The organism is Desulfosporosinus fructosivorans (assembly GCF_004766045.1).
Taxonomy (GTDB): domain Bacteria; phylum Bacillota; class Desulfitobacteriia; order Desulfitobacteriales; family Desulfitobacteriaceae; genus Desulfosporosinus; species Desulfosporosinus fructosivorans.
Window position 1 is genome coordinate 520339 of the sequence record NZ_SPQQ01000002.1, and the last position, 20972, is coordinate 541310.

The following is a 20972-nucleotide window of genomic DNA, read 5'->3' on the forward strand; positions in this document are numbered from 1 at the left end:
TCATATTATAGTATTATTAAACTGAGTTAGGGGTGTTAGGCATAGATATTTATGATAAATTGACGATCTTGTCAGACTCAGCTAAATATGATGTGGCCTGCACCTCAAGTGGTGTAGATCGTAGTGGCAAGCAAGGGTCTATAGGTAGCGCTGCAAAAGCTGGGATTTGTCATAGCTTTTCGGCAGATGGGCGTTGCATTTCGCTACTAAAAGTGCTGATGACTAATATTTGCGTCTTTGATTGCAAATACTGTATCAATCGTGTATCAAACGATATCGTAAGAGTCGGGTTTACTCCTGTTGAACTAGCAGAACTTACGATCAATTTTTATCGTCGCAACTACATAGAGGGTTTATTCCTAAGTTCCGGGGTGATCAAAAATCCCAACAATACAATTGAGCAAATGATTAAAACTCTTGAGTTATTGCGTAACGCATACCACTTTGGAGGTTACATTCATGTCAAGGCCATACCTGGAGCAGATAGCGAGCTCATTACTCGCTTGGGTCTTTTGGCCGACCGGATGAGCATAAACATTGAGCTACCATCTCAGGAGAGTCTCAAACTCTTAGCCCCGGACAAAACGAAAGAGTCCATTCTACGTCCGATGGGACTGATTAGTACAACAATCCAAGAAAACAGGACTGACCTTGTAAAATTCCGCCATGCCTCTAAATTTGTGCCGGCCGGTCAAAGCACTCAGCTTATTGTGGGAGCGACACCTGACACAGATCATAAGATATTAACCCTAACGGAAGGGCTTTATAGAAAATACCATCTTAAAAGAGTCTTTTTCTCCGCCTACATGCCGGTGGCTGAACATTCGCTGCTGCCTTCTATAGATATCAAACCACCTCTCTTGCGTGAGCATCGGCTATATCAGGCCGACTGGCTTTTACGTTTTTACGGCTTTGAAGCAAAAGAGCTACTTGATGACCAGAATCCCAATTTCAATTTACAGGTTGATCCTAAATGCAATTGGGCGCTCAACCATTTAGATAAGTTTCCTCTTGAAATAAATAAAGCTCCCTATGAGATGCTTTTACGAATTCCCGGAATCGGCGTGACCAGTGCCAGGCGTATTCTAATAGCTAGGAGAACCAGCCCTGTTGATTTTTCCGGGCTTAAAAAGATGGGTATTGTCCTAAAACGAGCTCAGTATTTTATTACCTGTAAGGGGAAAATCATGGAGGGTTTAAAAATAACATCAGATGAAATAATTAGAGCGCAGATGTCCGATCAATATAAGCTTACGTCACCTTATCCCGAACAGCTATCACTTTTCAGTGAGCCTTTCATCAAACGAGAGGATGTGCAGCAATGCCTGACAGGACAGATCTAATTTATGCTTATGATGGTAGTTTTGTAGGACTGATGTGTTGCGTTTTTGAAAGCTACGAACAGAAGGAAATCCCTAACGTCATTCGACCTCCAGGTGTACAGCAGGGCCTTTTTGACACAGCGAAATGGATTGAGGCGGACGAACACAAGTCGGACAGGGTCTTCAACTCCATTCCATTAAAGATCTCGTCCCAAGCGCAAGAATTGGTTAAGCTAGGCTTTTTAACGTGTGCTCCGAACAAAGAATTACTAATCTATCATTTCCTGCGTTTGGGGTTTAAGTATGGAAGCAAGGTTATGACGATGCTCACGGATGATACGGTTTGTTCCCTAGAAAAAGCAGTACGCCACTTAACTTCAGAAAGCCATAAGTTTAAAGGATTTGTTCGGTTTTCTGTTTATGGTGAGGTCCTTGTGGCGGTCATAGAACCTAAAAACTTTGTGTTGCCCCTCCTATCACAGCATTTTTGCGATCGCTTCCGCAACGAATCGTTTATGATTTATGATAAAACCCACAGTATGGCCTTAATTTATCGTTCCCAAAAAGCAGAGTTGATCTTTGTCGACGAGTTAACGTTACCAGAAGTCGAGGCGACTGAAATTGAGTACCGTCGATTATGGAAGCAATTCTACAAAACGATCGCTATTGAAGGTCGAAATAACCCACGGTGTCGTAGGACTTTAATGCCGAAACGCTATTGGGGTCAAATGACCGAACTAGATGAAAGTGATCAACAGGAGAGACCTAAAGGGCCAGTTCAATGGCAGGTGGCGGAAACTGCCACTGAAATACCACAGACTTGCCTAAGACCTATAGATTCCTCGTTCCAATATCCAACACGCAAATAAGACCAAGCGACTCTATATAATTCCAAACGGCCAGAGCAAGCTATTAGTAGCCTACGTTGAAATATTTATAAGTACGACTTGAGATTATCCTTTTAAGGAAGGAAAATCTCTATAAAGCGCCTTAATCTTATTGTTTATTGGCTGCAGATCTACCGAACTCACTACCCCATCAGAGAGTGCATATTTGAGTTTTAAAGATAATACCCTATAAACACTTTGCTCTATCCTATCCATAGAAATTTCCCCGCTCTCTGCTGCCTTTTGAATTGCTTTAATAACTGCCTCTTCCTTAAGGTAATCATGGCATATTAAGACAATATCACTTCCCGCTTTTATGGATTTTACGGCAACTTCTCCAATATTATAATTATTTACGATTGCCCCCATGGTAATATCATCCGTTATGACAACACCTGCGAAATTCAGATCTCTTCGTAAGATTTCTGAAATGATTTTCAGAGAAAAAGAGGCAGGATTATCAGTATCGATCTTCGGTAATAAAATATGAGCCATCATGATTGCATCCACATTATTGTCAATAGCTGCCGCAAAAGGGACAAATTCTAAACTTTTCAACCTAGCAATATCGTGATTTACAGTAGGTAACCCGAGATGAGAATCAACTGATGTATCTCCATGGCCTGGAAAATGCTTAACCACAGATATAATATTCTGAGACTGTAGCCCCTTCATAGTTTGAACTCCAAGGTCTCTAACAACACTTGGCTCATCACCAAAAGCTCGGTCCCCGATCACCTGGTTTTTGGGATTACTGTTAACATCCAAAACTGGGGCAAAATTCATATTTAGGCCAAAGGAGCGTAACTCTTCTCCAATGATACTTCCTAGTTGATAGGAAAGCCCACTGTTATGAAGGTCTCCTATTCGTCGACTTGCTGGAATCTTCATTAACTCGTCCGGTATTCGGGAAACCCTACCACCCTCTTCATCAATAGCCAAAAATAACGGGATTTTGTTAACCGAATTTGTCTCTTTCAGCGAATTTATTAGGGCTAGCATCTGGTTAGCATTTTTGACATTCTGTTTCAACAGAACAAAGCCACTAACCTGATATTTTTTTATCAGTTGCCTGGAATTAGCATCGTTTTCATATCCGTTAACCCCCACCATAACTAATTGACCGACCTTTTCCTCTAAGCTCATCGCCTTAATTTGAGTTTGAATAGGGTCAGGAATATTATTATCAGTATCATTACCTATTGGTTTATTAGGCCCAGTTGTTCCTAGTGATTGCGAGTTATTTTCATTACCTATATTGAGGGTTGCTATATAACCTAAAGCTACCAATACAACACCGATTATTAAAAGCAGATTCCTTCTACGCATATTTCGCTTCCTTCCTCCGTGCTTCCTTAGAAAATCCTTCCTCTTAATTCTTAAATAATATTAACTATGCTACAGCTACATATTAATTGATTTAAGAATTTCGTTATCAAAAAGACTATTCATATAAGTTTATCCTAGATTTCTTTTTTTAGAAGCACTGAATGTGTTAGCCATGACACATAAAAACAAGGTGATCCACGTTTCCGCGGATCACCTCATAACCTTAAGAGTTCTGGATCATTTAACTAATTATTTTGACTTACGCCCCTGCTTTTTCCTATATAAGTAAACTCCGGCAAGGCAGAGCATAAGTCTGGGTTTAACTTTAATCAGTTGACCCTTTAAAGATCATACGGTCATAGGCATGTTCAAATCCCATTTTACTATAGAGCTTTTTCGCACGTTTATTATCTAGATCCACGTGAAGTGACAGCTTACCATCTGTCACTTCAATTGCACGTTTAATCATTTCGGAAGCAACACCGCGGCCTTGATTCCCGGTCTTAACACCAATATACGCTAGATGATAAGTGGGGAGAAACCGTTCAAATCCCATATTTACAATAATACAAATACCTTGTTCTTCTCCATTTCGCTTCGCTATTAACAAAAAGCCTTCTTTCATCGCTTTTTCAATCGCATCTAATGTCTCAGCTACTGAATCATTATAAGGGGATAACCAAGTATCTATCATCTCGACAAAGTCTTCCTTGCTTTTCTCTTTAAAACTCTTAATTTCATTTACTTCTATTTCACTCTTTGCATCGTTTAAAATAATCAAGTGTTTTCCACGTTTAAGAAGTTCTAGCTGAGATTTTTTGATTAATGCTGCCATTGCATAAGCTTCTTTTCTTGAAACGATGACATTCTCATATTCACGCAACATACTAGCAGCCTGCTTAAGATCAGCTTCTTCAAGGTCGATCATTTCAACACGTGTCTCCATAATAACTTTCATAACATTCTTTACGATATCTGCCATTTGACCAGTGTGTGTATTTTTACCATATTGATTAAGGATATCCTGCCTTGATGACCTAGAATCACATAATAATTGAGGTAATTGAGACAATTCTTCATCGATCCAACTTTTGATTATGCCACTATAGATGCTTGAAAGTGTATAACCATACCCTAATTGTACCGTAATCGTATCCACTTGAAAATTCATACGCTCTAAACACTCTTTCGCCATTTCTTCTAAGACGAGATGACTAATAGTGGTGTTTAAATCCCATTCGCATGTAAAGTACATATTGTTTTGTTCTGCTATATCCCTTAATTCCAGACGTGAAGAAGTGTCTTTATTATCTCGTAAATCCAATAATACAGCTTTGTTCAAACGGGCCATTTTCCACTTTTCTTGCTTCAATAGAGGAACCTTGACCTCGATTTGTGATAACTTTGCAAAGAACATTACTGATTGTATGTAGCATTCAGAACCATCAACTAGAATTTGCTGAAAACCATTAACAACCGCATCTTTTACTAAAACTTCGGTAACACGGTCATAAATATGCCCGGATGGATTAGCTCCTTCAAGCTTCAAAAATATCTCACCGATATCAAATAGCTTTTCCAAGCGTCTAGCTCTGAATAACGGGGTTCTTCCACTCTTACGCATAATCTCTCCTTCAATACTGAACTTCTAATAAAAATATTCTTTCCATAGTACCTTTTTTAATACTAGGATTGACAATTCTCGCTCCTTAGTCAGGGTCTTCAGGTATACGTCAATAATTTAGTTGACTAAATAACTAAAATTCTTAGGTAAATCAATTAAATTATAACATATGACTCTCCCAGAAACATGTAATCTTGATCTTACATCCAATTTCTCTTTCTCCCGCTCTGTCTATGCTTTTTGCCATGTACTATTATTTAAAAATAACACATTTTATCTCATGCCCGCCATAAATTTGCAGAGTTCAAATTTATATGAATCAATTCATTGTGATTAACCCCACGCGCAAATCTAGCTACGAACTTTCAACTTAAATTCACAAGATAGGTCACTTGACTTAAAGTAAGCTCTAAGGTATATGATGCTATCTAAAGAGCAAAATAGGTTTTTTAGTAAATAGGGTATCATTTATTTAATTTTTGGAGGTTGTTTGAGTATGGAACTATCAAAGGTGTATTTTACGGACTTTCACACTACGATGAAAGAAAACTTGCAGCAGAAGTTAAGCCGTTTGATCAAAACAGCAGGAATTAGTCAAATCGATTTTGATAAGAAATATGCAGCAATCAAAATTCATTTTGGTGAGCCAGGTAATTTGGCTTATCTGCGCCCCAATTATGCCAAAACAGTGGTGGATATTGTGAGGGAGCTGGGTGGAAAGCCGTTTCTGACAGATTGCAATACTTTATATGTCGGTGGCAGAAAGAATGCACTTGACCATCTGAATTCTGCTTATGAGAATGGTTTTTCTCCTTTTTCCACTGGTTGTCACGTGCTGATTGGCGATGGATTGAAAGGTACGGATGAGCTTTTGGTTCCGGTTGAGGGCGGTGAATATGTCAAAGAGGCAAAGATCGGTCATGCTATCATGGATGCCGATGTATTAATTTCTCTGAATCATTTCAAGGGACATGAGCTGACCGGTTTTGGCGGTGCGCTAAAAAATATAGGTATGGGTTGCGGTTCCCGCGCAGGGAAAATGGAGATGCACAGCAGCGGAAAGCCCCACGTTTCCCATGAACAATGTGTCGGCTGTGCCATGTGCACTAAGATCTGTGCCCACAGTGCCATTACTGTCAGGGAGCTCAAGGCTTCCATTGATCATAGCAAATGTGTCGGCTGTGGACGCTGTATCGGCATTTGCCCAACGAGCGCTATCCAAGCCGCTTGGGATGAGTCCAATGAAATCTTGAATAAGAAAGTAGCAGAATACACTTGGGCAGTACTGCATGGACGCCCCCACTTCCACATCAGCTTGGTAATTGATGTCTCTCCTTTCTGCGACTGTCATTCAGAGAACGATGTACCGATTGTTCCAAATGTAGGTATGTTTGCCTCCTTTGACCCGGTTGCACTGGATGTTGCTTGCGCGGATGCAGTAAACTCTCAGCCTGTCATGCCAGGCAGTCTTCTTGAAAAAAGCGTCCGAGAACATCATGATCACTTTACCGATGTCAGCCCAAATACCGACTGGAAAGTGGCAATCGACCATGCGGTAAAGCTGGGGCTAGGCAGCAAGGAATATAAGTTGATTACAATTTAATAAGTCCCATTTTAATACCTAAACTAAAAATAATAGGCCAGCGAATTAGATACCGCTGGGCCTATTATTAGTTTGTCATCAAACACCACTCCCGCGGGAGCTTCATAAGCTATAAACTGCTTGAAATTCAATTTCAAGCAGTTTATAGTTATGCTATGGCTTTGAGTTGGCTCTAAGCCGAATCTTGTTATAATAGTTTAAATCAATCCAAAAGCCGTTATAGAGGAGAATAATATTATGAGATACACTATCAGCCAAGTTGCAGAAAAATTTAATCTTACCGCACACACGATACGATATTATGATAAAGAAGGTCTGCTGCCATTTGTAGAGCGAAACAATGCTGGAAACAGACAATTTTCAGATGATGACTTTGATTGGCTGAAACTCATTTGTTGTTTGAAAAATACAGGAATGCCAATTAAACAAATCAAGCAATATATCGAATGGTGTCTTCAAGGGGATGAGACCTTGGAAATCCGAAGACAAATGTATCTTGACCATCGTGAAGAGGTTCTGAAACAAATGAACGATTTAATGGAAAACCTTAAAACCATCGATTATAAGCTTGAATTCTATAAGACAGTTTGTAATATACCCGTAAACGGAAACAAATCATCTGCAGAAAAGTAGAATGAGGAGCATCTTTCGAGTTTCGAGTTAAAATTATGAATCCTTATCTAAAAGTTCTCTGTATCTTTTTTCTCCCTTAAACCAACTCATTAATCTAATCGCCGTGAAGATTATAAACGTCATTGTGTTAAGTGCAATAACGAAATATATTCCATTATCATCAATCATCCGGTTATGAATACTCATACCGGGGTATATCCATACAATCATAATAGTTACTAGTGCCGTACAGAAGAAATAAATTAATGATTCTAATAGCACATATTTAGCTATTGTTTTTTCATGTATGATTTTCCATTTAGATAAAAATTGTTCATCATCCATCTTACTAACTCCTCATCAGACAATATATTCTCCCGTATATCTTACTCCTCAAGTTCATACTCAGTTGTTTTCATCGTTGGGCTTCTTACCTGTCCGCTTTACTTACCTTCCGAAGTCGGCCCTTAATCGGAGTGTCTTGCAGTTCTCGCAGCACCGACTCACCTTTATTGTTTAATATCTCGACAAAGGTTGATACGTCAAGGATGTTGATGATCCCGATATCTGCCGCGGTGATACCTTGAATGCTGCAAAGTGTACCGACAATATCGACCGGTCTCATCTTTGTTTTCTTCCCGGCATTGATGTGGATCTTCATTATTTCAGTACTCAGCTGAGCGCCTTTTGTTGCTTTGATCTCTGAGAGCGTATTAAGTTTTGCCATAAAACCTTGCTTCGACTGATGTACCGTTTCTTCTCCGGGTCTTCCCTTCAAAAGAATCTCTTTTCCGATGTAGTCATGGATATCCTGTAAAAACTTATCTTCATTTTTTCTAACCAACGTAATAGCTTTGCCTAGCTTGTTGACGCGACCTGTTCTTCCGATCCGATGAACGTAGCTTTCTCGGTCATGGGGGATATCGTAATTGATGACCAAGGTAATGTCCTCGATATCCAGCCCCCTCGCCGCAACATCAGTCGCACAGAGATATCTGAAAAAGCCCAGTTTAAAATCATTCATAACCCTCAATCGTTCTCGCTGTTCCATGCCGCCATGAAGTTTCTCACAAGAATAGGTCAGCTTCACGAGTTCAGCGTAAACCTCATCGACCGTTTGCTTAGTATTGCAAAATATCATGCAGCTATCCGGATTCTCGACAATCGTTAGATCTCTCAGAAGCTGCATTTTATCATTTTGATCGACCTGATATCGTTCCTGAACAATCCGATCTGCCACTGAATTTTCCTCTTCAATTTCAATGCGGATTGGATCTTTCATGATTTTACTACATAAAACATTGATGTCATTGGGCATTGTCGCTGACAATAAAATAGTTACCCACTCTTGCGGCAAGCTGGTAATGATGGATTCGATTTGCTCGATGAAGCCCATATTCAGCATTTCATCTGCTTCATCAATGACAAGATAGTTAATACTGGATGTATCCAAGGTCCCTCTCTCGATATGATCGATTAACCGCCCCGGGGTTCCAACCACAACATGGGTTTTTTGTTTGAGTTCCTTTTCCTGAACATGAAAAGGATACTTCCCATAAATTGCCGCTACTTTTAACCTTTTGAATCTGCCAATATGAAATATATCTTCTCGGACCTGGGCTGCAAGTTCTCTGGTTGGGGTGAGCACTAACACTTGCGGCTGATTCTGTTCCCAATCCACTAATTCGCAAATAGGAATGGCAAAGGCTGCCGTTTTCCCACTTCCAGTTTGGGACTTTACAATAACATCCTTATGTTCCAAAACGGCTGGAATCACCTGCTTCTGGACCTCGGTAGGACTGATGAACTCTAACAAGCTAATTGCTTTTAATAATTCAGCGCTTAATGAATACTTGTTGAAATTATTCTTGATCATTTAGTCATCTCTTTTCATTTTTACAATTTCTGACGGTACTTTTGCTTTAGTTTTTTCAAGCGCTGTTTGTCCTTCAAGGCCTATTTTTTGTAAGTCTAACACCCTCCTACGCTTTAAACTTCAACGTGGAGGGTGTTTATCTGCTCAACCAAGCAACTATTGTGCTAGGTTTGTTCGATCCGTTCCATCAAGCTTTATCCTGTATTGCTGCCCTTCGTTATGATTTCCCAGCGCAACACCGCTTTGATAAATGAACCCATTAATGCTATTGATAATGTAAACCATATCCTCAAATTTAGCTAGTTTAACTTTACCCGTTCCATCTGTTTTAATTTAAAGATCCCTGGTTGGGTCGAGGTGTCATGCGTCGATAAGTAATAGAATTAATTCTTGTATTAGATCGAAAAACTTTTTTTCTAATCTTAAAATCAAAAGAATTGATTTTTTATGATATTCAAGTTATCCTTGTTATTAACATTTCAATTTATTATACCACTCCTGAAAGGTTTTGGGAGTGTTTTCATTTTAAGAAGGGAGTACTACAATCATGCAACTCTTAAGAGATAAGATTCGAACCGGAAGCAAAAATAATTGAAAATCGAATTATTCAAGTGGATAATTTCTTAAATCACCAATTGGACATTACATTATTTAACGAAATAGGTAAGGAATTCAAACGGAGGTTTTCGAATAAAGAAGTTACAAAAATCGTAACCATCGAAACCTCAGGTATTGCCATTGCAAGCATCACTGCACAGTACTTTAATAATGTACCCGTCGTCTTTGCGAAAAAACACGCGGGCATCAATATGAATTTAGATGTATACGAAGCAACGGTCTATTCTTATACCAAAGATAAGGATTATACAATTAAAATATCCAAAGATTTCCTAAGTCCGACTGACAAAGTCTTGATTATTGACGATTTTCTAGCGAGTGGAAACGCTCTCATGGGATTGGTTAGTTTATTATCTCAAAGCAATGCGGAGATTTCCGGAGCGGGTATCGTCATCGAAAAATCATTTCAAGAGGGCAGAAAACGCATACAAGAAAAAGGCATTCAGCTTGAGTCGTTAGCCATCATTGACTCAATCAGAGATGGTCAAGTGATTTTTAAGTGAAGCTGCCTCTACTCATCTTCACTCACGTCCTAAATTTTCAGATAACAGCAACTAGTCCAAGGGCTGTAACTAAACTTGTTTCCAGTTTGTTACAGCCCCTCCGTGTTCGAGAATTGCCGATATTTTCTTGGGTTATTCACCACTTCATAGGTGTCTAATCCTCTTTTTTGAGGATAGCGCACCACCACCCTGAAAAAATCTCTCAAGTTTTATTACGCTCTCCGTACATCCGAATCTAACTATTACTTGCGATCGAATGAAGCTGGATAGCCGAGGATGTCTTAGTTGCCTACAATAACTAAAAAGAAGCTGGGGTCATTGCCCAAATTCCTATGGCAACCTGATCTCCATGATTAAAAAAGCGATGAGGAATTGTGCTATCTAAGTAAATGCTATCCCCTTCCCTCAACAGATATTCCTTAGTTCCTACCACAACCGTCATTTCCCCATGCACAACAACTCCGCATTCTTCCCCTTTGTGTGCCACTAAATCTCTATGAGTCCAAGTCCCCGGCTCCAAGACAATTGAAAGAAACTCTAACTTAGTCTGATTATTAACCGGTGAAAGAAGACGATAGGTCACATTGGATTTAGGCAAGATCAGAACTTTTTGTTCTTCACGCGGAATCACAGTAACCCGCTCATTTGAACTTTCTTCAAATAATTCAATCAGGGATATTCCTAAAGCGTGTGTAATTTTCCAAAGTGAATCTAAGGAAGGAGTGGAAAGTCCACGCTCTACCTGACTAATCAAACTGGGGCTTAAGTTACATTGGCTTGCCAAAGCCTCAACTGTCAGCTCTTTTTCATGACGATAATTGCGGATTTTCCTTCCTATATCTTTGAGGGGAATTCCCTCAGGCAACATTGATAAATCATTATTCATATTTCTCTATACTCCCGGAAGATAGTGCTGCAAAATGTGATCATCCAAATGTATTTTTGGTTTTCGAATGACAAAATCAACATGATAGACGGACTTTGTTAATCCCAGACTGTAACTATCCCCAATAGCAAAATGGACACTGCCACCTTCTTTTTCATCGGTTGAAATATTGCTGTATGGTTTATTGATGGTTGGGTTCATCCCAATAGCAAATTCACCAATATTACGAACCCCACCGGCGTAAAGGTTAATCCAGTTCATAAAGTCAGGACTTCCAGCAATCAAGGCCCCAGCCTCAAACTCTAACTTCAACGGTTCGCGTGGTAGCCAAAGTCGTGATATAGTGCCATCCACAACAATTTGCCCTGAAAATGTTTCTTCGATTGGGCAGGTATAAATTTCTCCATCTGGAAGTTGAGCTAATTTACCTTGCTCACAATACCCGTCAGCTATCAGCCAGGTCCTTCCTTCGATGGAAAAACTAATATCCGTTCCCAATTCCGAAGTAATCTTCACTTTTTTAACTGAAGATAGTTTCTTCATTAAGGAGTCGGTCGCAACAGAAATTGCCTGATACTCCAAATCTCCCCAAAAATCATCTTCCAAGTACCGTTCATCCCAATTCCAAAGCGCCAGAACCAGTTTTCCCTGCTTAAATAACTCTTGTCGCAGTTCCTTTAAGTAAATTGAATTTTCTAGAGTCGGACTATATAATTCAATGATATGGGTAGCTCGATACACCTCTGGCGATGAGGCTAAGTCTAGAACTGAAACATTCATAGGAACAGACAGAATCGGACTCCTGATGTTAAGTATTTCTTTAAGTTTGTATCCAAAAGATAGGTTATCGGTTAGGAACAACAAATTCTCTATGGGTTGATTTTTAGCTAGTGATTCTAAGATACGTTGTCCAACTTTTGGCAACCTATACATCCCCTTTATCCAATCGTGAGGCTCCCACTTCTACAAGTGGGAGTAGTACTCCGTACTCTGCATCGGTGACGAAACCCTCCAGTGCGATAGTCTCCAGTGGAGACTATCGCCGCTATCCAAAAAAGAATAAATTCCGGTGGAGAATAGGGTTTCGCCAAAGCCGCCTTTCCCAATAGGAACTCTTGGCGGCGAAGGAGGTTAGACTCCCACCGAAGTCTCGATGTTCAAATTTAGTTGAACAAGTTCACTCTCTTCTCTTCTCTTCTCTTCTTCTCGACTCACGACACTGCAAGAAATCCAGTGACCCTCGTTAACAAGTTGTAATTCTGGACCTACTTCTCGACACAGATCATTAGCATTGCTGCAGCGAGAATGGAAACTACATCCTAAGGGAAACTTAAGTGGAGTCGGTATTTCGCCCTCTAATTCAACGAGAAGGGGCTTTTCTGGATTGATATTGGGTATGGATTGCAGAAGAACTTTAGTATAAGGATGGAGAGGGTTATTAAATAACTCATTTGTGTCTGCCAACTCTATAATTCTACCAAAATACATAACCGCGACTTTATTGCTTAAATGCCTCACAACTGCCAAATTGTGTGAGATGAATAAATACGCCAGATTTAAATCTCTTTGCAATTCTTTAAGCAAATTGAGGATCTGGGCCTGTACTGACACATCTAAGGCTGAGGTCGGTTCATCTAAGACGATAAGTTTTGGATTCAAAGAGATCGCCCGGGCAATAGCCACACGCTGTCGTTGACCTCCACTCAGTTCATGTGGGAACCTGCCCAAGTATTCTTCCCCTAATCCTACTTTATCAAGAAGTTGCCTAACCCGATTCTTTCTCTTTTGTTTGTCCCGCCAACCGTTCAGGAGTAAAGGTTCCTCGACGATCTGTTCGATTTTAAATCTCGGGTTCAGCGAAGATTGTGGATCTTGAAATACAATTTGAATTTGTGTCTTCAAATCACGCCGCTGGGCTTTGTTGATATCTGTTAAATTTTGCCCCTCAAACAGGATCTCCCCACTTGATAAATCTAAGAGATTAAGCACCAAATATCCTAAGGTGCTTTTTCCACAGCCAGATTCACCAACTAAGCCTACCGTCTCACCGGGATAGATATCCAAGGATACTTCGTTGACTGCTTTATAAGATAACCCTTTTCCATATCCGCGAGCAGGAAACTCTTTTCCCACCCTTTGTAAGGAAAGAAGTGGCTTAAGCATGATCTCCCTCCCTCCAGCAGGCCACATAATGATTCTCAGAAACGCTGGTCAACGGCGGCCGAATCTCCCTACACCGCTTTTCAGCTAAAACACACCGTGGGTGGAAACGACAACCGGATGGGGGAGTTAATAAGTTGGGTACACTTCCCGGGATAGATTGCAAATCTGTTTCAGAGTCATCTGGATTAGGTAGAGCCTTCAGCAGAGCCTTCGTATAAGGATGTCGCGGTTTGTGTAAAACTTTGGTCACTGGACCACTCTCCACAATATTCCCACTGTACATCACCGCAACTCGCTGACATGTTTGTGCCACCACAGCTAAGTCGTGGGTTATTAGAAGTACCGAGGTTCCAAGTTGATCAGCTGTTTCTTTCATAAGCCTCAAAATCTGAGCTTGGATGGTAACATCGAGAGCGGTCGTAGGCTCATCTGCTAGAAGAAGTTTCGAGCCACAACTAAGTGCCATGGCTAAAAGTACTCTTTGCCTCATCCCGCCGCTTAATTCAAAGGGATACTCTTTGATAACCCTTTCTGGATTCTGGATATGAACCCTTGATAACCAACGAACAGCTTCCGCCTTAGCTTCCTTATTCGTTAATCCTCTATGCAATTTAAGAATTTCCACCATTTGTATACCGATTTTAAAAGAGGGATTTAAGGCATTCATGGGCTCCTGAAAAACCATGGAAATCTTTTTGCCCCTCAGGCTCTGGAACTCTTTCTCCGAACTCCCAATTAATTCTTTTCCTTCGAACCTAATTGAGCCCTTAGAGATCACAGCGCTCCTTGCGGGCAGTAATCCAAGCACGGCGTTGGCCGTCAGAGATTTTCCTGAGCCTGACTCCCCCACTAACCCTAAAAATTCTCCAGGAAAAAGCTCCAACTCAATCCCATTTAGGACTCGGGCCACTCCAGCATAACTGAGAAAGCCTACATGCAGATCACTAATTTTCAGAAGAGGTTCCATGACTTTCCCCCTAATTATGGAAACGTGGATCAAGCATGTCTCGAACCCCATCTCCAAATAAATTAAACCCTATAACCGTAATAAATATGGCTATGCCCGGAAAAGAGGCATACCACCATTGATCAAGCAAGTAGGTTCTACCCATACTCACCATTGCACCCCACTCGGCTGCAGGAGGTTGAGCCCCTAAGCCGATGAAGGATAGCGTCGCAGCAATCAGGATAGCTTCCCCAATACCTAAGGTTGCCTGTACAACAACAGGCGCTAAACAGTTTGGTATAATATGACGACTAATGATCCAAGCTTTAGGTGCTCCAAAAGTATGAGCTGCTTTTACAAATTGCCTCTCTTTTATAGACAGAGCCTGTCCACGGACCAAACGAACATAAACAGGGATTTTTACAATCGCTATGGCAAGAATACTATTGCGAAAATTAGGTCCTAGAGCAGCAGATAAGGCTAGAGCCAAAACCAAACTTGGGAAAGCCAACATGATATCCATAAGACGCATGATGACTATATCAATTTTACCCCCTAATAATCCCGAAACACTACCGATGAGAATACCAAAAAGCCCTGCAATTCCTACGATCCCCACGCCAGCCATCAGAGAAAGTCTTGCTCCATAAATTATCCGACTTAGTATGTCGCGTCCAAGCTCATCCGTTCCTAAAAGATAAGGACCACCCGGAGGTTTCAAACGATCTATCAAGTTCAACGTATATGGGTTATGCGGTGAAATTAAGGGGGCTGCCAGAGAAACCAACACTACCAGAAAAATGATGACTATGCCGACTACGGTCAGGGGGTAACGCTTTGTAAAATATCTGAGATATCTAATCTGATCCAACGTTAGTTCACCCCTTAATCTGCGGATCGAGTATAGGATATAAAAGATCAACTACCATATTAATTATGACGTAGATGGTAGCTACTAAAATTGTGAAACCCATAATAGCTGGGAAATCAAGAAAGGCAATCGAATCTACAACATATTTACCCATACCAGGCCAGGTGAAAATCGTTTCAGTTAAAATGGCTCCACCCAAAAGCTCACCAAAGGTTAAACCGATCAAGGTCACAGTAGGAATCAAAGCATTTCGCAAAGCATGCCGATAAATAATTCGGTAACGCGGAATCCCATTCGAAAGCGCCGTCTTAATGTAGTCTTGCTCAAGCACCTCAATCATACTGGCCCTTACCAAGCGAGCGATCGTAGCTAGTTGAATATACCCTAAACAAATGGTTGGTAAAATTAAATGTAATATACTACTTTTAAGGGCAACCCAGTCTCCTGTCAAGACACTGTCAACCACGTAAAGCCCAGTTATTTGGGTAGGCGGATTGATAAAAGAGTCAAGTCTACCCGACCCAGGCAACCAGCCCAAATGCTTATAAAACAACAGCAAGACCATCAGCCCCAGCCAAAACAGCGGTGTAGATACCCCTAAGATTGCCAGAATTCGGGTTCCATGATCAATCAGAGTATCTCGGTAGGCTGCTGATAATAAGCCAAGACCGACTCCACTGATCACTGCAAATCCCATAGCAAACATCGTTAATTCAATCGTAGCGGGAAAGTACGTTAACAGTTCGCAAAAAACAGGCCGCTGCGTTCGGATAGAAATTCCCAAATCCCCGTGTAATAAACCTCCTAAATAGTCAAAGTATTGGAGCCAAACTGGTTTATCAAGACCCATAACATGTCGCATGTTTTCCAAAGTTTGGGCATCTGCTCGTTGTCCAAGCAGCATGCGTGCCGGATCACCCGGCACAACATGCGAAACGAGAAAAGTTACCAGCGTAACTCCTAAAAGAACAATCAGAAGTTGGCTCATCCGTTTGGCTACTGATTTAAGGCCATTCATTCTATTACCCCATTTACTTGTTCATGTTTTGGAAATTATACATATCCTGAAGCATAGGGTTAAAGACAAAACCCTGCACGGATTTCCGCATAGGTAATTGATAGTTTTTCTGCACTAGGAAGACATAAGGCGCATCCTGCATAATCAGCTCCTGAGCCTGTTTATATAGGTCCGTTCTCTGAGCTTGATCATTGACACTGGCTGCTTGACGAACGAGTTGATCTACTTTGTCATTTTTGTAGAACGCGCGATTACCAGCTAAGCCAGAATTCTCAGAGTCAAACCAATAATTCATAAACATATAAGGATCTGCATAATCAGGACTCCAGACACCCAACGTCAGATCGAAATCGCCTTTATCGATTTTTTCGCGTTGAGCTGCATAAGCGATTTTTTGCAAATTCACTTTAATTCCGATCTCCGTAAGATTATTTTGAATGATTTGGGCTTCTTGCTCCCACCAAGCTTTGTTATCGGAATACATAAAATTAAGTGTCAAGTCTTTAACACCGGCTTCCTGTAATAAAGACTTAGCCTTTTCAACGTTTTTGGTATATTGGAACAAGTCTGGCTGATTACCCCATAGCCCTTGCGGAATCGGACCACGCATTTGAGTGGCATTACCCTGCCAAACACTTGAGATGATCCCTTGATAGTCTACAGCATAAGAAATCGCTTGACGGACTTTGGGGTTATTAAGGGCAGGTTTTTGTGTATTTAAGTACATATAATCGACCATCAGACTCGGAGTATCAAAGACAACTAAATCTGGATTTTTCTTTAACTCTTTAAGCTGATCCACTGGAATATTCTCCGCAATATCAACATCCCCTTTTTCCAAGGCCATGCGCTGGGAAGATGGATCTTTAATAATTTTTATACTAATCGTATTTAGCTTTGGTTTGTCACCTGAGTTATTGGGATTGGCAGTTAACTTAAGAGACTGTTCGGGAATCCACTCTGACAAAACATAGGGGCCACTGCCGGCAGTGTGATTCGCTAACCAGTTTTGTCCCATGTCACCGTCTTTCTCTTGCTTCATAACAGTAGGGTTTACTATACCTCCACCATTTGTTGCTAAGGTAGAAAGAAAGGCTGGAAAGACGGTCTTTAGTTTAAATACAACGGTCTGTGGATCAACGACTGTCACTCTTTCTAAACTAGGAAAGGCTTCAGAGGGTCCTTTCTTTATTTTCATTAACCTGTCAAAGGAATATTTAATGGCAGTAGCATCTAAAGGAGCCCCATCTGCAAATTTAAGGTTATCCCCTATAATAAACGTCCAAGTTAATCCGTCCGTAGAAATAGTCCATGACTTCGCTAAACCAGGCTCGACTTCAGTACTACTCCCTTTAAAGTTAACAAGGCGCTCATAAGCCGGATAACTAATTTTCCAAGCTGAATTGTCCATGGCTACAGCCGGATCAATCGTGCCCAAATCGGCGGCCGTCGCTACTACCAAACTTTTATCCTGTGTTGAAGACTCTTGAGGTACATTAGCTGATTTTGCACAGCCAACTAAACTAACCAGCATTAGGATACTAACAATTAGAACCCATACTTTTTTCATTTACTTTCCTCCTCATTCTAATTAATCTTGTTATAGGTTTCCTTAAGTTGATACAAAGATAAAGCTGCCCACCCCCTTTATTCACTACCTAAATAAAAACCACTCAAAAGTTAATACAGTTAAACTTTATTTAATGAGAGTGAAGAAAGTACTCAAACTTAAATAGTCTGAGTCCTTCCGTCTCAAAGTTAATCACTTCAAAAAAATAGGCCCAAGAAAAAAACTGTAAAGTTTAATTCCTGAGCCACATTGCTCTTTCAATTGCTAGAATTAGTTGACTTTATTGTATTCGCGACTTGTATGAGTGTCAATAGAAACCACGAATGTATACAAGATACTCATTTGAGTCATCCCTAACGCGTAAATAGACCCCATTCACCTGAAATGAGACTCTATTTACTGTCTGCTTTGTAATATTATCTCTTCTTCTACTTTTGCAGTTTAGCTAAATACCTATAAGACCCCTGTAAATCAATGTACAATTTCTTATAGAGCTCATAATAGTCTTCATACACCTTTCGTGTAGAAGGATTTGGATGATGGATACTTTTCTTACTAACTATATTGTCACAGGCAGCTTCAACAGAATCATAGATCCCTGCTCCAACTCCTGCTAGTATTGCTACACCTAAAGCAGGCCCTTCATCCGCTTTGATCGTGCTAACAGAGCAACCGTACATATCTGAAAGCATCTGTCTCCAAACAGGGCTTCTTCCACCACCACCGCAAGCTATCATATCATCGACGTTTACCTTCATTTCCTTAAAGACATCGACACATTCCCTCTGGGAAAAGGCAACGCCCTCCATAACTGCACGAATCATGTTAGCCCGATTATGCGTTGCTGACAGTCCGAAGAATACCCCTCTACAATAGGGATCTGGATGAGGAGAACGTTCACCCATCAAGTAAGGTAGATAAACAAGTCCGCCCGCTCCGGGCATTACTTGTTCTGCAAACCGATCCATTACAACATAGGGGTCAACGCCAAGTTTTTCCGCCTCGATCATTTCCTCACTGCAACAAGTATCTCTTAACCACTTTAACGATAAGCCAGCACCTAAGGTACAGCTCATTAGCGTCCATTTTCCTGGCACAGCACTACATAGTGTATGCACTCTTCCCTTAATGTCAATGGAAACGTCATCCGAAATTGCATAGACTACACCGGACGTACCTATAGTAGTAAAAGCATTACCAGCTCTTACAACCCCTGTACCAATCGCTGCAGCAGAGTTGTCGGCTGCGCCGCCTACAACGATCGTGCCCTCACAAAGTCCCGTCAACTCAGCTGCTCTTCTGTGGATTTTACCAGTAACTTCTGGAGATTCGTAGATCTTCCCCAGCAGAGATTTGTCGATATTAAACTTGGATAGTATTTCATCAGACCAACAACGTTTAGGTATGTCCATCAGCTGCATACCCGATGCATCTGACACATCTGTAGCAAATTCACCCGTTAACATATATCGAAGGTAATCTTTAGGCAGCAAAATATGGGCACATTTCTCATATATTTCAGGTTCATTGTTCTGAATCCAAAGTATTTTCGAAGCAGTAAAACCTGTAAGTGCAGGATTAGCAGTAATTTCAATGAGTCTCTTTTCACCCACTATATTATTCATCTGCTGGCATTCATTTGCTGTCCTCTGATCGCACCAAATGATCGAATTTCTTAATGACATTCCATTTTTGTCAAGCATTACAAGCCCATGCATTTGTCCTGAAAGGCCTACCCCAGCAATTTCTGATGAGTCAATTCCACTCTTAGTAATAACGTATTTAATACCATCACACGTGGCATTCCACCAATCGGAAGGGTCTTGCTCTGCCCAACCATTAGCTGGCTGATACATTGGGTACTCAATAGTTTTTGAACAAATTGCGTTTCCTCCAAAATCAAATAACACAGTTTTTGTACCCGAAGTTCCTAAATCAACGCCAAGTAGATATTGCATCGCGCACCCCTCCTCATATGCAAGCCACTAAAATTAGTGTAATCGAAATTTAATCGATTTTAATAACTGCTTTTACAACCTCTTGTTTATGGTTAATTACGAAGTCAAAGGCTTTGGCAACGTCATCAAAAGCAAACTCATGAGTGATAATCCCCGATATATCAATAACGCCCTTGGAAATTGCTTGTATTGCTTGAGGATAGATATTTCTGTAACGAAATACAGATTTAATTTCTGCTTCTTTAGCCAAAATTTTGGCAAAGTTATATTCGATTATATCCTGCGGTGCCATGCCAACCAGGACTATACACCCGCCATTTTTTATCAGATAGGGGGTTTGAGCAATTGTTGTGGCAGATCCTGCAGTCTCTATGACAATATCTACGCCTTTTTTGTTCGTCAGTTTATCAATTTCAGCTAAAACATCCACTTCAGTTGCATTTATGACCGTCGTAGCTCCTAATTTTTTAGCATATTCAAGTCTTTTGGGAATAACATCGACAACTGTAATATCAGTTGCACCAAACGCCTTACACGCCAGAAGCGTTACTAGGCCAATCGTACCTGAACCGAGGATCACCACTGAATCTCCCAACTTAACATTGCCCTGCTTTGCGGCATGCATACCAACTGCTAATGGTTCAACGAGCGCGCCTTCTTTAGTGGAGATCATATCTGGTAGCTTAAAGGCCATATTCTCTGGAAATGCAATGTAGTTCATTAAGCAACCCTGATAGGGTGGCGTCGCTAAAAATTCGACATCTGGACAAAGATTGTATCTGCCCGTCTTACAAAACTCACATTGACCACAAGTAATCCCCGGTTCTAAGGCAACTTTATCTCCAACCTTAAGGGTTTCTACCTTTGCTCCAATGGCAACGATCGTTCCTGCACATTCATGACCAAGTATGAAATCACCATTGACAATAAAATCTCCAATTTTCCCATGCTCTAAATAATGTACGTCAGAACCGCAAATTCCTACATACTCAAGTTTTACCAGGACTTCTTTTTCTTTCGGCACAGGGACTTCAATTTCCCTTATTTCCATTTTGTTGAGACCAGTCATGTATGCTGCTCTATTTTTCATTGAGTACCCCTCCTCATAAGTAAGTTAAAAAAGTGCAAGCTCTGCATTGGGCGCTTGCACCACAGGACATTCATCCCTGCGGGAGAATGTCCTGCT

Annotated in this window: 17 protein-coding genes and 1 pseudogene; 5 read left to right on the forward strand and 13 right to left on the reverse strand. The window is 40.8% G+C overall.

What is annotated here, in order from left to right; all coding sequences use genetic code 11:
* The first annotated feature begins 41 nt into the window (after positions 1 to 41).
* Positions 42 to 1343 carry a putative DNA modification/repair radical SAM protein gene (locus E4K67_RS06610; protein ID WP_135545913.1) on the forward strand — a complete coding sequence of 434 codons (1302 nt, stop codon included), beginning with the start codon at positions 42 to 44 and terminating at the stop codon, positions 1341 to 1343.
* A complete protein-coding gene (locus E4K67_RS06615) occupies positions 1322 to 2191 on the forward strand; it encodes a TIGR03915 family putative DNA repair protein (RefSeq protein ID WP_135545623.1) in 870 nt (289 codons plus the stop codon). The genes E4K67_RS06610 and E4K67_RS06615 overlap by 22 nt, the downstream gene beginning before the upstream one ends.
* A gap of 84 nt (positions 2192 to 2275) precedes the next feature.
* On the opposite strand, the gene nagZ is transcribed toward E4K67_RS06615, so the two are convergent.
* Together nagZ and E4K67_RS06625 are read right to left on the reverse strand one after the other, a co-directional pair.
* Positions 2276 to 3538: a beta-N-acetylhexosaminidase gene (nagZ, locus tag E4K67_RS06620; RefSeq protein WP_135545624.1), complete on the reverse strand. Its 1263-nt coding sequence runs from the start codon at positions 3536 to 3538 to the stop codon at positions 2276 to 2278.
* Positions 3539 to 3863: 325 nt separating this feature from the next.
* Positions 3864 to 5162, reverse strand: coding sequence for a pyridoxal-phosphate dependent enzyme (locus tag E4K67_RS06625; protein ID WP_135545625.1), 1299 nt, complete (start codon positions 5160 to 5162; stop codon positions 3864 to 3866).
* 496 nt (positions 5163 to 5658) lie between these two features.
* Between E4K67_RS06625 and E4K67_RS06630 the strand changes: the two genes are divergently transcribed.
* Both E4K67_RS06630 and E4K67_RS06635 read left to right on the forward strand, forming a co-directional pair.
* The gene (locus E4K67_RS06630; RefSeq protein WP_135545626.1) at positions 5659 to 6765 is read left to right on the forward strand and encodes a DUF362 domain-containing protein; all 1107 of its coding nucleotides are present in this window, start codon (positions 5659 to 5661) and stop codon (positions 6763 to 6765) included.
* A 237-nt stretch (positions 6766 to 7002) separates the two neighbouring features.
* Positions 7003 to 7398 carry a MerR family transcriptional regulator gene (locus E4K67_RS06635; RefSeq protein ID WP_135545627.1) on the forward strand — a complete coding sequence of 132 codons (396 nt, stop codon included), beginning with the start codon at positions 7003 to 7005 and terminating at the stop codon, positions 7396 to 7398.
* 33 nt (positions 7399 to 7431) lie between these two features.
* Here the strand turns inward: E4K67_RS06635 and E4K67_RS06640 are convergent, their stop codons facing one another.
* Positions 7432 to 7722 (reverse strand): hypothetical protein, encoded by a 291-nt coding sequence (locus E4K67_RS06640; RefSeq protein ID WP_135545628.1) that lies wholly within the window; start codon positions 7720 to 7722, stop codon positions 7432 to 7434.
* Positions 7723 to 7807: 85 nt separating this feature from the next.
* Positions 7808 to 9253, reverse strand: a complete 1446-nt coding sequence (locus tag E4K67_RS06645; protein WP_135545629.1) for a DEAD/DEAH box helicase — start codon at positions 9251 to 9253, stop codon at positions 7808 to 7810.
* Between the two features lie 547 nt (positions 9254 to 9800).
* Between E4K67_RS06645 and E4K67_RS06650 the strand changes: the two are divergent.
* Positions 9801 to 10374: pseudogene (locus E4K67_RS06650) on the forward strand (xanthine phosphoribosyltransferase).
* A 298-nt stretch (positions 10375 to 10672) separates the two neighbouring features.
* On the opposite strand, the gene E4K67_RS06655 reads toward E4K67_RS06650, so the two are convergent.
* The 9 genes from E4K67_RS06655 to E4K67_RS06695 all read right to left on the reverse strand — a co-directional run bounded on the left by E4K67_RS06655 (position 10673) and on the right by E4K67_RS06695 (position 20876).
* Positions 10673 to 11260 carry a helix-turn-helix domain-containing protein gene (locus tag E4K67_RS06655; RefSeq protein WP_243454349.1) on the reverse strand — a complete coding sequence of 196 codons (588 nt, stop codon included), beginning with the start codon at positions 11258 to 11260 and terminating at the stop codon, positions 10673 to 10675.
* Positions 11261 to 11266: 6 nt separating this feature from the next.
* Entirely contained in the window at positions 11267 to 12184 is a 918-nt protein-coding gene (locus E4K67_RS06660; protein ID WP_158408408.1) for an aminopeptidase, read from the reverse strand.
* 207 nt (positions 12185 to 12391) lie between these two features.
* Positions 12392 to 13423: an ABC transporter ATP-binding protein gene (locus E4K67_RS06665; RefSeq protein WP_135545632.1), complete on the reverse strand. Its 1032-nt coding sequence runs from the start codon at positions 13421 to 13423 to the stop codon at positions 12392 to 12394.
* A complete protein-coding gene (locus E4K67_RS06670) occupies positions 13416 to 14390 on the reverse strand; it encodes an ABC transporter ATP-binding protein (RefSeq protein ID WP_135545633.1) in 975 nt (324 codons plus the stop codon). The genes E4K67_RS06665 and E4K67_RS06670 overlap by 8 nt, the downstream gene beginning before the upstream one ends.
* A gap of 10 nt (positions 14391 to 14400) precedes the next feature.
* Complete coding sequence (locus tag E4K67_RS06675; protein ID WP_199242478.1) at positions 14401 to 15240, reverse strand: ABC transporter permease subunit; 840 nt, start codon at positions 15238 to 15240, stop codon at positions 14401 to 14403.
* Between the two features lie 7 nt (positions 15241 to 15247).
* The gene (locus E4K67_RS06680; RefSeq protein WP_135545634.1) at positions 15248 to 16258 is read right to left on the reverse strand and encodes an ABC transporter permease; all 1011 of its coding nucleotides are present in this window, start codon (positions 16256 to 16258) and stop codon (positions 15248 to 15250) included.
* 13 nt (positions 16259 to 16271) lie between these two features.
* Entirely contained in the window at positions 16272 to 17828 is a 1557-nt protein-coding gene (locus E4K67_RS06685; RefSeq protein ID WP_135545635.1) for an ABC transporter substrate-binding protein, read from the reverse strand.
* A gap of 428 nt (positions 17829 to 18256) precedes the next feature.
* Entirely contained in the window at positions 18257 to 19786 is a 1530-nt protein-coding gene (gene xylB / locus E4K67_RS06690; protein ID WP_135545636.1) for a xylulokinase, read from the reverse strand.
* A 49-nt stretch (positions 19787 to 19835) separates the two neighbouring features.
* Complete coding sequence (locus E4K67_RS06695) at positions 19836 to 20876, reverse strand: NAD(P)-dependent alcohol dehydrogenase (RefSeq protein WP_135545637.1); 1041 nt, start codon at positions 20874 to 20876, stop codon at positions 19836 to 19838.
* Positions 20877 to 20972 lie beyond the last annotated feature (96 nt).

Bases quoted from the DNA above. Each gene is read 5' to 3' on its own strand.
- E4K67_RS06615 (WP_135545623.1), top strand. From the start codon at position 1,322: ATGCCTGACAGGACAGATCTAATTTATGCTTATGATGGTAGTTTTGTA.
- nagZ (WP_135545624.1), bottom strand. From the start codon at position 3,538: ATGCGTAGAAGGAATCTGCTTTTAATAATCGGTGTTGTATTGGTAGCT.
- E4K67_RS06625 (WP_135545625.1), bottom strand. From the start codon at position 5,162: ATGCGTAAGAGTGGAAGAACCCCGTTATTCAGAGCTAGACGCTTGGAA.
- E4K67_RS06630 (WP_135545626.1), top strand. From the start codon at position 5,659: ATGGAACTATCAAAGGTGTATTTTACGGACTTTCACACTACGATGAAA.
- E4K67_RS06635 (WP_135545627.1), top strand. From the start codon at position 7,003: ATGAGATACACTATCAGCCAAGTTGCAGAAAAATTTAATCTTACCGCA.
- E4K67_RS06640 (WP_135545628.1), bottom strand. From the start codon at position 7,722: ATGGATGATGAACAATTTTTATCTAAATGGAAAATCATACATGAAAAA.
- E4K67_RS06645 (WP_135545629.1), bottom strand. From the start codon at position 9,253: ATGATCAAGAATAATTTCAACAAGTATTCATTAAGCGCTGAATTATTA.
- E4K67_RS06655 (WP_243454349.1), bottom strand. From the start codon at position 11,260: ATGAATAATGATTTATCAATGTTGCCTGAGGGAATTCCCCTCAAAGAT.
- E4K67_RS06665 (WP_135545632.1), bottom strand. From the start codon at position 13,423: ATGCTTAAGCCACTTCTTTCCTTACAAAGGGTGGGAAAAGAGTTTCCT.
- E4K67_RS06670 (WP_135545633.1), bottom strand. From the start codon at position 14,390: ATGGAACCTCTTCTGAAAATTAGTGATCTGCATGTAGGCTTTCTCAGT.
- E4K67_RS06680 (WP_135545634.1), bottom strand. From the start codon at position 16,258: ATGAATGGCCTTAAATCAGTAGCCAAACGGATGAGCCAACTTCTGATT.
- E4K67_RS06685 (WP_135545635.1), bottom strand. From the start codon at position 17,828: ATGAAAAAAGTATGGGTTCTAATTGTTAGTATCCTAATGCTGGTTAGT.
- xylB (WP_135545636.1), bottom strand. From the start codon at position 19,786: ATGCAATATCTACTTGGCGTTGATTTAGGAACTTCGGGTACAAAAACT.
- E4K67_RS06695 (WP_135545637.1), bottom strand. From the start codon at position 20,876: ATGAAAAATAGAGCAGCATACATGACTGGTCTCAACAAAATGGAAATA.